The sequence below is a fragment of the Flavobacterium sp. CHNK8 genome, from assembly GCF_019774515.1.
In the GTDB taxonomy this organism is placed as follows: Bacteria; Bacteroidota; Bacteroidia; order Flavobacteriales; family Flavobacteriaceae; genus Flavobacterium; species Flavobacterium tiangeerense.
The window spans coordinates 2,793,783-2,805,601 of sequence record NZ_CP081492.1; the positions used below are offsets into that span (position 1 = coordinate 2,793,783).

The 11,819-nt window shown below is 33.8% G+C and carries 12 protein-coding genes; 3 read left to right on the forward strand and 9 right to left on the reverse strand.

Features of this window, described 5'->3' with window-relative positions:
- Positions 1-48 precede the first annotated feature (48 nt).
- The 3 genes from K5V07_RS12105 to K5V07_RS12115 all read left to right on the forward strand — a co-directional run bounded on the left by K5V07_RS12105 (position 49) and on the right by K5V07_RS12115 (position 4,169).
- Entirely contained in the window at positions 49-462 is a 414-nt protein-coding gene (locus tag K5V07_RS12105) for an Rrf2 family transcriptional regulator (protein ID WP_221917667.1), read from the forward strand.
- A gap of 222 nt (positions 463-684) precedes the next feature.
- Positions 685-3,282, forward strand: coding sequence for a TonB-dependent receptor (locus K5V07_RS12110; protein WP_221917668.1), 2,598 nt, complete (start codon positions 685-687; stop codon positions 3,280-3,282).
- Between the two features lie 146 nt (positions 3,283-3,428).
- On the forward strand, positions 3,429-4,169 hold the full coding sequence (locus tag K5V07_RS12115; protein ID WP_221917669.1) for a DUF2490 domain-containing protein: 741 nt from the start codon (positions 3,429-3,431) through the stop codon (positions 4,167-4,169).
- Positions 4,170-4,193: 24 nt separating this feature from the next.
- Here the strand turns inward: K5V07_RS12115 and K5V07_RS12120 are convergent, their stop codons facing one another.
- The 9 genes from K5V07_RS12120 to K5V07_RS12160 form a co-directional block, all read right to left on the reverse strand.
- Positions 4,194-4,952 (reverse strand): hypothetical protein, encoded by a 759-nt coding sequence (locus tag K5V07_RS12120; RefSeq protein ID WP_221917670.1) that lies wholly within the window; start codon positions 4,950-4,952, stop codon positions 4,194-4,196.
- A 53-nt stretch (positions 4,953-5,005) separates the two neighbouring features.
- Positions 5,006-5,488 carry a hypothetical protein gene (locus K5V07_RS12125; RefSeq protein WP_221917671.1) on the reverse strand — a complete coding sequence of 161 codons (483 nt, stop codon included), beginning with the start codon at positions 5,486-5,488 and terminating at the stop codon, positions 5,006-5,008.
- 127 nt (positions 5,489-5,615) lie between these two features.
- Entirely contained in the window at positions 5,616-5,975 is a 360-nt protein-coding gene (locus tag K5V07_RS12130) for an SMI1/KNR4 family protein (protein WP_221917672.1), read from the reverse strand.
- A gap of 230 nt (positions 5,976-6,205) precedes the next feature.
- Positions 6,206-6,700 carry a hypothetical protein gene (locus K5V07_RS12135; RefSeq protein WP_221917673.1) on the reverse strand — a complete coding sequence of 165 codons (495 nt, stop codon included), beginning with the start codon at positions 6,698-6,700 and terminating at the stop codon, positions 6,206-6,208.
- A gap of 192 nt (positions 6,701-6,892) precedes the next feature.
- Complete coding sequence (locus tag K5V07_RS12140) at positions 6,893-7,747, reverse strand: DUF6602 domain-containing protein (protein ID WP_221917674.1); 855 nt, start codon at positions 7,745-7,747, stop codon at positions 6,893-6,895.
- 287 nt (positions 7,748-8,034) lie between these two features.
- The gene (gene der / locus K5V07_RS12145) at positions 8,035-9,345 is read right to left on the reverse strand and encodes a ribosome biogenesis GTPase Der (protein WP_144889166.1); all 1,311 of its coding nucleotides are present in this window, start codon (positions 9,343-9,345) and stop codon (positions 8,035-8,037) included.
- Between the two features lie 170 nt (positions 9,346-9,515).
- Positions 9,516-9,725, reverse strand: coding sequence for a helix-turn-helix transcriptional regulator (locus K5V07_RS12150; protein ID WP_221917675.1), 210 nt, complete (start codon positions 9,723-9,725; stop codon positions 9,516-9,518).
- 3 nt (positions 9,726-9,728) lie between these two features.
- Positions 9,729-10,277: a DUF2975 domain-containing protein gene (locus tag K5V07_RS12155; protein ID WP_221917676.1), complete on the reverse strand. Its 549-nt coding sequence runs from the start codon at positions 10,275-10,277 to the stop codon at positions 9,729-9,731.
- Between the two features lie 428 nt (positions 10,278-10,705).
- Positions 10,706-11,761 carry a two-component regulator propeller domain-containing protein gene (locus K5V07_RS12160; RefSeq protein ID WP_221917677.1) on the reverse strand — a complete coding sequence of 352 codons (1,056 nt, stop codon included), beginning with the start codon at positions 11,759-11,761 and terminating at the stop codon, positions 10,706-10,708.
- Positions 11,762-11,819: the final 58 nt, after the last annotated feature.

The window sequence follows — 11,819 nt, forward strand, 5'->3', positions numbered from 1 at the left end:
CTTTAACCTCGTTTTTAAACAGTAAAAAAAGCGTAATCCGAATACCAAATGCTTTCACAAAAAACCAAATATGCCCTTAAAGCACTGCTCTATCTAGCCGAGCAGGACGCAGACCATATTTCTAAAACAATTGAAATTGCCGAGTCGGCTTCTATTCCAAAAAAGTTTTTGGAACAGATTTTATTGGATCTAAAAAGGGGGCATTTTGTGGGTAGCAAGCAAGGGAAATTTGGAGGTTATTATCTTCTAAAATCAGGAAATGACATCACTCTAGCTGATATACACCGCCTGTTTGACGGAGCTATTGCATTATTACCTTGTGCTTCTTTAAATTTTTATGAACCTTGTTCAGACTGTAAAACAGAGTCTGAATGCAGTTTACGTCATGGTTTAATGCTTATTCGAGATGAGACCTTAAAGGCCATGCAAGGTATCACTATAGCCTCATTAGTCAAAAATTAAAAATTTTATTTTAAACTCTACTATTTTTATAGAATTTATATATATTTGCACCGAAATATTAATAGTAACTCTATTTAAAGCAAGATGAAAAAGATGCAAGTACAAAAATCCCTAGAAGTTTTCAAAAAATTAAACCCCAAGTCTAAAGCCTGTATGATGTGTATGTGTTAGAAATAAAAAAAAATTATTTTAAAACTCTACTAATTACATATACATACTATAATGAAAAATATTTATTTAAAATTAAGCACTACTTTATTTTTTTTTCTAGTTTTCTCCACTTCTTTTGCTCAAGTACTTCTTGAAGGAAAAGTAAAAGACGAACAAGATTCCCCAATTGCAGGTGTCAATATCGTTCTAAAAGGCACCACAAACACTACTACAACGCTAGCTGATGGAACTTTCAGTATTGAAGCCAAGTCACTTCCCTTCACGCTTATTGTACAATATGCAGGCTACAATACCAAAGAAATTAAAATTACCGAACTGCCTACCAATGTAAAACCGCTGGAGATTATCATTTCGTACGGAGAAGAAAAAGTACTCTCTGAAGTGGTCGTTACCTCTCGCAGAAGAATAGAAAAAGCACAAGATATCCCAATTGCTGTATCTGTAGTAACCGGAAAACAAGCCGAACAAGCAGGTGCTTTCAACGTAAATCGTGTGAAAGAATTGATTCCTTCGGTACAATTGTACTCCTCCAATCCTAGAAATACGGGTATCAACATTAGAGGACTTGGTTCGCCTTATGGATTAACTAATGATGGGATTGATCCTGGTGTTGGTTTTTATGTTGACGGAGTATATTATTCGCGACCAGCAGCGACCACTTTAGATTTTGTAGATATTGACCGGATTGAAGTATTACGTGGACCACAAGGATCACTTTTTGGTAAAAACACAACCTCAGGAGCGTTTAACATTACCACCAGAAAACCAAGTTTTACATCTGGTGCTGATTTTGAAGTAAGCTACGGAAATTATGGTTTCCTGCAAGCTAAAACATCAATAACAGGTGCGTTAAGTAAAAAACTGGCTGGTAGAATCTCCTTTTCGGGAACACAAAGAGACGGATTAATTGATAATGTAGTGACTGGAAGAGCCACAAACACCTTAAACAATCAAGGAATTAGAGGCCAATTATTGTACAACGCTTCTGAAAACACGAACATTTTATTCGCAGCTGACATTACTACACAACGTCCTGATGGATATGCGCAAGTTATTGCTGGTGTAGCGCCAACACAAAGAGCCGCTTACCGCCAATTTGACGCCATCATTGCTGACTTAAATTACCAACTCCCGAGCAGAAATGCTTTTGACCGTAAAATTGATCACGATACACCATGGCGTTCTGGACAAGATTTGGGCGGCGCATCGCTTAACGTAGATACTAAAATTGGTAAAGGAACTTTAACCTCAACTACAGCATGGCGTTTTTGGAACTGGGATCCTTCAAACGATAGAGATTTTACAGGACTTCAAGTTTTGGCTAAATCACAAAACCCTGCCAGACATACGCAGTTGACACAAGAAATTCGCTATGCAGGACAAGTGTCTTCTAAATTAAGCGGAGTAATTGGTGCCTTTTTTATCGATCAAACGGTTAAAATTAGAGGAACGGAAGAATCTGGAAATGCACAATGGCGTTTTTCTCAATCGCCGGTAAACTACAACAATAACGGCGTTTCAACTCCTGTACCGCTTGCTAGATGGGCTGAGCCAGGTTTGCTTGAAGGCTACGGAATACGCACCATTGCTGATATTCATGCTGTAAGTGCGGCTTTGTTTGGTCAATTAGATTGGCAAGTTACCGATAGATTACATATTCTACCAGGCTTACGCTACAATTATGACAAAAAAGAATCGAACTACGACCGTCAAACGTATGGTGGTTTACAAACTAATGATCCACAATTATTAGCAATTAAAAGAGCGGTATACACCAACCAAACGTTCTCTGCTAACAAAGATAAGTTTGACTTTTCAGGAAATATAACAGTGAATTATAAAGCGACTGATAAAATTAATGGCTACGCTACTTATGCTAAAAGTTACAAACCAGTGGGTGTAAATGTAGCCGGTTTGCCTACTCCTGCTGTAGGACAAACATTGGCTGATCTTGCTGTAATTAGACCTGAAGACGTAAATCACTATGAAATTGGAATAAAAACCTCTCCGTTAAAAAGAGCTATTTTAAACCTGACTATGTACAATACGGACATCAAAGATTTCCAAACCAATGTACAAGCAGCTGAATTAGGAGTAAATCGTGGTTACCTTGCCAATGCGGACAAAGTACGTGTAAGAGGTGCCGAAGTGGATGCTAGTTTTGTAATCAATGAACATTTTACTTTCAACGGGGCATTGAGTTATACGGATGGAAAATATATTAAATTCACCAATGCTCCACTACCGCTTGAAGAAACGGGATCTCCTGTATCTTTCAAAGATGTATCTGGAAGTACTTTGCCAGGTGTTTCAAAATGGGCCGGAAGTTTAGGCGGAGAATATAACAAATCAGCTAAATTCTTTAGCAACCTAGGTAAATTCTTTGTAGCAATTGACTCGTACGCACGTTCTGAATTTTCTTCTAGTCCATCGGCTTCAAAATACTTGGTGGTTCAAGGATATGCTATCTTTAACGGTCGTTTCGGATTTAGAGCAACCGAAGGATTATCTGTAAACTTTTGGGGTCGAAACCTATTGAACAAAGATTACTTTGAGCAATTATTACCAGCTGGAGGAAATGCTGGACATTATGCTGGTGTTTTAGGCGACCAAAGAACCTACGGAATTACCTTGAAGTACTCGTTATAAACAGCAACTTAATCCTTTTATAATACAGCACCGCTACCACATAAGTTAGCGGTGCTTTTTTTTATAGGTAAAGAATTGAATCAACAAATACGTAACTGCTTTAAAATGGTTGACTTTGTGTACATTTGCAACCATTTTTAAAACTAATGACTCAAAAATTCCTTTTCTTTTGTTCACTACTGTGTTTGGGGTTACAAGCACAAACCGTAAAAAAAGTAGACCACCAAAGTATTGTTTGGACGCGCTATTACAATCAATTGCTGTTGAGTAAAAAATGGTCCTTGCATTCTGAAATTGATAATAGAGTTTTTACAAAACCCATTCAGCAAAATGTTTATGTGTTGCGTGTTCAAGGACGTTACAGAATAAACAGCCATCTGGAAACAGGTGCTGGATTTGCTCATTTTTCGGTTACTACACAAATACCTGAAATCAATCCCGACTTTAGAATTCCTGAATACCGCGGGCAACAAGACTTGACTTGGAGAATCAGCGGCAAAAAACTAGTGCTCAACCAGCGTTTTCAAGTGGAAGAACGTTTTATTCACAATGCTAATTCCTCAGGATTGCTACCCGGAAATACTTTTTCATGGCGTTTTAGATACCGCCTTCAGGGAGATTATACCTTTTGGAAAAAAGAAAACCAAGCTATAAAAGCCATTCTCTCTGATGAAATCATGTTTAATGCTGGAAAATCAACCCGTAGAAATACTTTTGACCAAAACAGAATTTACGCAGCGATACATTTTCAAGCTAGCAAACATTTTTCGTATGAGTTAGGCTACCTCAACAGTTATCAAAGGCGACAAAGCGGCCTTAACTTTTTTGATCGTGATATTATCCGATTGAGTGTTTTTCATCGTTTGAATTGGAAAAATAAATCCTAAAAAAAAGTCAAGATTACTCGAAATTTATTTTTTAGTTACTAGCATCCCTTCACTATTTCTAGTTGCTAGAGCACCATAAGTACACCTACAAAATCCAATCGTATTATCACATTCTTTACATGGAATTGGTAACAAATATGCTTGCTGCATAGATAAAATTTTACCATCATTGCTCCTACAGTTTTCGCAACAGCCCTTGGCTGTAATTATTTGGAAATCAAATACTAAATCACTGTTTTGGCAACTATCTAGCAATGCTTTGGCACTTAACTGTAAATATTTAAAATTATCTTTACCTTCTTGATGCAGTTTTACAGCCATAGAATAATAAATCATTCGTAATTTATCAAAGTCATTCACATTTTTAATCAGTAATTCATTAAAAAGAGACCAAATCACGTCATCATTATTGTTTTCAATTCCATAATTTAAATAATTTTCCTCTTTCCGTTTTAGAAATTCATCTTTTGTAACACCAAAATTTTCTAAATCATGAAATCCTTTAAATTGCAAATATTCTATTTCTTTTACCTTATCAATTTCTTTAGCTTCATCTTCAGTAATGAGAGATTTAAACACCGAATTGTGTAATTTTCTGGCAAAAATTGTTTTTTTACAAAAAATACATTTTGTTTTTCTAACCGGAAATTTTTTCAATTTAGAATTACAATATGGACATACTGCTTTAGATTCATTTTCAATTTTTGAAATTTCTAAATCATCACTCTGAAGATTTTCAGTAAAGACCACCTTTTTACTAAAAAGCCATTTAAATATATCCATAGAATTATTAGTCTAAATTTAGAAATCTACATCCAAGAAAATTCTCCTTCTATTTACCAATCTGATTTGGATACTTTCTTAATCGTAAACAATTCTACTAAATGAGGGTTCAATCTTTCGGTCAAATTATTTTTTGATGACGATTCTCTAATTTGACCATCCTTTTTAATCAAAGCCCTCTCAATTGTAAATTCCGAAATTGTTTGCATTAAAAGTCCTCCACCATATATTCCAGCTGGCTGTACAAAGAATTTTATATTAAAAACAGAAACACGGTATTTCCCTTTTTTCGTTTCGATCTTAAACTCTGCAGTTAACTGATCAAGTTTTTTATCTTCAAAATTAGTTTTTTTAATCCTTCCAGTTGAATCTGATACAAACTCTAGTCGAGGATTAGACTTTAGATTAGATATACTTGATGAATCTTCATAAACAAGTTTCCAAAATATAAGCTTGTCTTCAACTGTAAAGTTCTTATTTTGACCAAAACTGAACAAACTAAAGACTAAGCAAAACCAAATTAATAAATTTCTCATGTTTTTATTTTTTTTCCAAATATAATGATTCGTAGGGTAATATTTATTTTAATTAAAAACACATAGAAAAACCACTCCTTACAAAGTGGTTTTCTATTCTTAATTTCTAGCTGTTATGCGTCGTTTTTTATTCTGAAATGTTTGGATAATTTTCTATAAAATATTCTAATGAACATATTTCTTTAGGTGTTTTTTGTCCTTCATAATAAAAGTAAACTTTAGGATTCTCTTTTCCATTAGCTTTGAAATACCAAAACATATATCCTTGATGCATCATAAAAACAAAATCATCATCATTGAGAAAATTTTCAGCATTATCCTCATCCAATAATTCTTTCGCCCATTTATTCAATTCTTTGTATTCATTAAATAAGTCAGTTCCAATCATTCCTTTTGGAGTTGAACTTTCGCAAAGTTTATAAAAATCCTTATAGATTTTTGGAAAACTTAAACCATTCGTTATTTCTAATTCATTTAAACTATTCATTTGCTTTCAATGGATTTATTTTAACAGTTCAGTTTTCTTAAAATGACGCAGACGTTATGGAACTACAGCGGGTTTGGTTCTAAATTAAGCCCATTATTCGGATTTGCCAAATCATCCCAAATACAAAACCATTTTCCCATTATGCCTGATTCCCGACTTTTGCTTACTAGCTTTTATTCGGTGTTGATTTCAACGAATAGACATCAAGTTATTTATACTAGCAGTATTTTTTAAGTTATCATCTGTTTGTTTTCAATATCGATACCGTTATGTTCAATTTTTAGTATCCAATTGGCATATTTTGAATATTCAATATATACAGAATCATTTATATTTAAATCATTAAACACATTTTCTGTGACTTCGTATTTTTTTATTATTTTTGAATCAAGTGTTATGAAAAATCTTACTCCGCCATTCTGTTCATAATCTTTATACTTATTTGTCACTTTTAATTCATCAGTAATTTTAATTTGATTTTTAATATCATTCCTTGTAGTAATAATTTTTTTTGAGACAGCATAAATGAACAATAATAAAAATGATATCAAAACAATGTTGATTGAGTTGTTTAAAATTGAATAAGGGGATTCTTGACTATTCCAAATCCAAAACCAAATAGAAGCAAATGCAAAAAAAACAATTATAAAAATTTTCGCATTTTTAATCTTACTTTTTATTAAAACAACTTCAGCATTAATCATTTTAATTTCTGTGGGATCCATTTTTAATTTTTTATTTTGCAACTTAGTTCGTTTTGGTTCAATACCGTATAACGTCCCGCTACTACAGCGGGTTTGGGACTAAAGTAAGATTTATTTTTCGGTTATCACTAAACATCCAAATACAAAATCATTTTCCCATTAAGCCCAATGCCCAAATCCGATGTAGCGTGTGTTGGCGGCTGGACATTTACGTTATTTTCTTAATGTATAAGTTTTAATATCTGATCCTGTAATTCTAAAATCAGTTTTAGCGTCTAAATAATTAGATATGCTAAAAGGTTCAATATGACATTTGTTTAAATGATTGATTAGTTGATTTAGTAAAGTACCGATACAATTTATTCCTGGTTTTTTAACTTCAATAAGTGTTTTTATCATAGGATTTTCATCTTCCAGCATTGATACAATTGTCCCATCTTTAATTTCTCCAAATAAATAATATCCGTAATTCAAAACGTATATATCATTTGGCATATATTTATGGCCTTCACTAACTTCTAAATTTTCTATTTTCTCTTCATCGATAGCAAAAATGAAAGAAAACAGAGGATTTTTAAAATTTCGTTCTGACGTCATATTTATAAGATCAGCAATTAATGTGCTGTTAGAAATTTTATTTCCAAATGCAGTATTAACAATTAATTTCCGTTGCATATCTTCTTTCAAATATCTAATTTTTTTTCCAAATTCTATTGGATCTTTACTTCTCAAAGTTTTTTTAATTTCTCCAACAGCAAGAACAGATTCAATTGGGTAATATACAGTTTCATTACTAGCTTCAAAGAATTTAGGAGTGTTCAATCTATCAAAAATTATAATGTCGAATTGATTACTTACTTTACCTTCAGAATTAATAATATGTCCCTGTTTAACTAAATACCTTTCAGGTAAAAATAGACTAATTTTTTCACGGATTAAATTTTCAACTTCATCACCAGAAGTTTTTATGTTACCAGCTTTATGAATAAATTTAGACTTTCTTTTTGCTTCATTTATATCCCCAATTATATTCTCAATAATCTCTTTAAATTTCAATTCTTTATTCATATTTGAGTTTTTTTGGTGATTTTGTGGTTGTCTTAACGCCAACTAATAAATATATGCCATGTAAAAAATCCAATCTATCCTGATGTAGATAGCTACATAACATTTCAATAGCTCTGATTGCTACGAAAATAATCATAATAATTTTCTTTACAATAGAAATCTTCAATTAACTTACAAATCCATAAACCAGTAATATATACTACAAAAAAAGCCCAAGAATCAAATCTTAGGCTTTGCACATTTGCATTAACAAAAAAACCACTTCGTTACAAAGTGGTTTTCTAGTCTTATTTCTCTCTAATATAAATATCGATTGGCACTCCTGAAAAATCCCAATTTTCTCTAATTTTATTTTCAAGGTAACGTTTGTACGGTTCCTTAACATATTGTGGCATGTTGGCAAAAAATACAAACTGAGGCGTTTGTGTAGGCAACTGCATGCAATATTTAATTTTTACATATTTCCCTTTGGTAGCTGGTGGCGGGTATGCCTCAATTACCTTAAGCATGAATTCGTTAAATTTAGAAGTCGCAATACGCTGCTGTCTGTTTTCGTACACTTTTACCGTAGCTTCTAATGCTTTTAGTAAACGCTGTTTGGTCAATGCCGAAACAAAAAGAATTGGCACATCCGTAAACGGCATTAATTCTTTCTTGATTTTCTCTTCGTAATCGCGGGTTGACATAGTATCTTTTTCAACCAAATCCCATTTGTTTACCAAGATCACTACACCTTTTCGGTTTTTTTCGGCCAACCAAAAAATACTTTGGTCTTGCCCTTCAAATCCACGTGTCGCATCAATAACAAGGATACAAATATCAGCATGTTCAATAGCACGCACAGAACGCATTACCGAATAGAATTCTAAATCTTCCTTAACCTTAGCCTTACGACGAATTCCCGCCGTATCCACCAAGTTAAATTCAAACCCAAAACGGTCAAACTTCGTATCAATAGCATCACGCGTAGTACCCGCAATGTCTGTTACCATAAAACGTTCTTTACCAATCAAGGCATTGATAAAACTTGATTTACCAGCATTTGGTCGCCCAACTACCGCAAAACGCGGCAATACCACTTCCTCTTGAACAGGTTCTGGTTTTACCGGGAAAGCATCAATTAAAGCATCTAGTAAATCTCCTGTTCCACTACCTGATATACTGGCAAAAGTATAGTATTCACCCAAACCTAAGTTGTAAAACTCCAAGGCATCTTTCTCACGCATGGCGTTGTCTACCTTGTTTACCGCTAGCAAAACTGGTTTAGTTACTTTACGCAACAAGCGCGCCACAACATCATCCATAGGCGTTATGCCTTCCTCAACATCAACCACAAAAATGATTACGTCGGCCTCATCAATAGCCAGTTCTACTTGTTTGCGGATCTCGCCCTCAAACACGTCATCAGAACCTTTTATGTATCCTCCGGTATCAATTACAGAAAATTCTTTTCCGTTCCACTCGCTTTTACCATAGTTTCTATCGCGGGTCACCCCAGATACTGAATCTACAATAGCTTCTCTTCTTTGTATCAGCCTATTAAAAAGGGTCGATTTCCCCACATTAGGTCTTCCTACTATCGCAACAATGTTATTCATAATATAATTTGAAAATTCGTTTTTCCGAAACCTTATTTTTCCGTTTCGGGTGGCAAAGGTAGTGTTTAAAAGCGTGATTATCAATTTTTTTCGAATATTAGCCACATTAGCAAAACCTAACCACCTCATCTTCAAAACAAAACTCACAAGCTTGCCACTGCCCTTTGTATTTATTCGTTCTTCGAATATTCTAAAATATCGCCTGGCTGGCAATCTAAGGCTTTACAAATAGCCTCCAAAGTACTAAACCGAATCGCCTTAGCCTTTCCTGTTTTTAATATGGATAAATTTGACAAGGTCAAATCTACCTTCTCCGAAAGCTCGTTCAATGACATCTTGCGCTTAGCCATCATCACATCTAGGTTTACAATTATTGCCATAACTTAAATGGTTAGTTCGTTTTCTTGCTGCATTTCGATTCCCTTTTTTATAATTTGTCCAATTACCAATAAAATTACACTGGTAAACCACCACACATCACCACCACCAAAACTCAAATCGGCAACATTAGGCATTTGTAGTCCATCTGCAATTAAATTCTGTGTAAAGCCTGCTCCCCACAAAGAAAAAAGCCCGATTCCAAAAGAAATAGTAGCCACCAAATCAATAAATTTCTTCAAAGAATCATTAAACGGCTGTTCCAAATTGATTTTTTTATTGTGAAAAACGAGTACAATATTGTAAAACAATACCGCTTTCAAAACCGCAACAATACACATTAAAACAGTCAAAGTCACATAATGCGACTGGTTGAAATGATACAAAGCTGCCAAATCAACCTCTGTCCAAAACTTACTTGCCCCAGCTGGATTGAGCAGCAACGTAAAAACAGTATTAAAAATAAAGCCACCCGCCTGGATGCAAAGCCCCACGAAAATAATCCAAGATACCACTTGCACTACTTTAAAAACAAAATTGGTTTTTCTAGACATGATACAAAGTATTTAAAATTAAAATACAAATATATTGATATTTATTGATAAACAATAAAAATACATCCTTTATCAAAATATATTTATCTCTTTTAAAACCTTCAGGAGCAAATCCAGCGCTACAATACAACTCCTCGCGACTCAAGGAGCTGTTGCAAAGCCCGTGCAGGAGCTTCCTTTGGTCGCTCTACACGAGCAGCAACACCATCCTTTTTTCGCTGCGGGGTTTCCTTTTCGCTCTGGGCTAAAAAAAAAATCAGTACAAGAGACTAACTCTAGTACTGATTTTAATGTTTTGCTGCTTTAGGAAGTTAGGGATTTAGAAGCACTTACTTTCAAGTCAGCACTAATATTAATTTGAAAACCGATTGTTCAATTTAGGACTAAACCCGGCAATTTGTCAAGCTGATGTTGTGCGTTCGTATTTCTTAAAATCGCTTTTCAAAAGCCTTTCCATTAAACTTAAATATATTTCCGTCTGCCATCCCAAAAAGCAAATTATTTTTATTGTCTTTATAAATAGTCCAAATCATTGGTTTGGATGGTTTGTCACTAACAGAATAGTTTGTCAAAGATTTACCGTCATATTTCCAAGCTCCATTATACACATCTCCAAACCAGATATTGCCTTCTGAATCTTCTTCAATAGCAAAAGCGTGTTCAAGTGTGCCTGGTTTTGATTTATCTCCTCTTTTTGTGCTTGTTGGGTGGATTAAATTATTCTTTTCAGAAAAATTAATTATCGAATTACCTTCCATTAACAATACGCCAATTCCATTATTTCCTATCCAAATTCGTCCTTTTGAATCTGCTAATACACTTCTTATATGCAAAAGCTCATTATCTTTTAGGTTTAATTTTTCAGTATCAAAGATATTTACCCTTTTACCATCATAGCTGAATAGTGCTGCATAAGTTGCAATCCAAACTTTACCACTTTTATCTTTTGAGATACCCGTTACACCATAAGATTTATCAGGATTTTTAGGTTTGGGGAAAATCAAATAGTTCATATTTATCCCATCAAAACGATTTATTCCGTCTTCTTCCCACGAATAAAACCATAAATCTCCATTGGTTTCATTCCAATCTAATATTGGGTTGTTATTTTTAGGAGGATAATTAGCAAACTTTCCTTTGTCATATACACTTATTCCTTTCGCAGTTCCAAACCAAATTTTACCATTGTCGTCTTCTTGGATTGAACGGATTTGATTGTCTGATAAACCTTCATTAGTTGTAAAGTATTCAAATGATTTTCCATTATAAAAACTTACGCCTTCATTATGACTTCCAAACCAATAATTACCTTTGCTATCCTGAAAGATAGCACGTATTGCAGAAGTAAATTTTAAGGTGTCGGTTTTTGGTGTTACTACCAATTCAGGTTTGATAGTTTCTTTTTCTGTTGATTTCTTTTCAACGCAAGAAAAGTTTAGTGTCAATATGAGTATTAAATAAATCAATTTTATTTTTTTGTTCATTTCTGATTTTTAAAATATGACGCACAACTCTTGTAATTGAATGAAAACTAAAAAAACC

Coding starts and splice junctions, on each gene's coding strand:
- K5V07_RS12125 (WP_221917671.1), bottom strand. CDS start 5,488: ATGAGAAATTTATTAATTTGGTTTTGCTTAGTCTTTAGTTTGTTCAGT.
- K5V07_RS12135 (WP_221917673.1), bottom strand. CDS start 6,700: ATGGATCCCACAGAAATTAAAATGATTAATGCTGAAGTTGTTTTAATA.
- K5V07_RS12110 (WP_221917668.1), top strand. CDS start 685: ATGAAAAATATTTATTTAAAATTAAGCACTACTTTATTTTTTTTTCTA.
- K5V07_RS12105 (WP_221917667.1), top strand. CDS start 49: ATGCTTTCACAAAAAACCAAATATGCCCTTAAAGCACTGCTCTATCTA.
- K5V07_RS12150 (WP_221917675.1), bottom strand. CDS start 9,725: ATGGCAATAATTGTAAACCTAGATGTGATGATGGCTAAGCGCAAGATG.
- K5V07_RS12115 (WP_221917669.1), top strand. CDS start 3,429: ATGACTCAAAAATTCCTTTTCTTTTGTTCACTACTGTGTTTGGGGTTA.
- K5V07_RS12130 (WP_221917672.1), bottom strand. CDS start 5,975: ATGAATAGTTTAAATGAATTAGAAATAACGAATGGTTTAAGTTTTCCA.
- K5V07_RS12160 (WP_221917677.1), bottom strand. CDS start 11,761: ATGAACAAAAAAATAAAATTGATTTATTTAATACTCATATTGACACTA.
- der (WP_144889166.1), bottom strand. CDS start 9,345: ATGAATAACATTGTTGCGATAGTAGGAAGACCTAATGTGGGGAAATCG.
- K5V07_RS12155 (WP_221917676.1), bottom strand. CDS start 10,277: ATGTCTAGAAAAACCAATTTTGTTTTTAAAGTAGTGCAAGTGGTATCT.
- K5V07_RS12140 (WP_221917674.1), bottom strand. CDS start 7,747: ATGAATAAAGAATTGAAATTTAAAGAGATTATTGAGAATATAATTGGG.
- K5V07_RS12120 (WP_221917670.1), bottom strand. CDS start 4,952: ATGGATATATTTAAATGGCTTTTTAGTAAAAAGGTGGTCTTTACTGAA.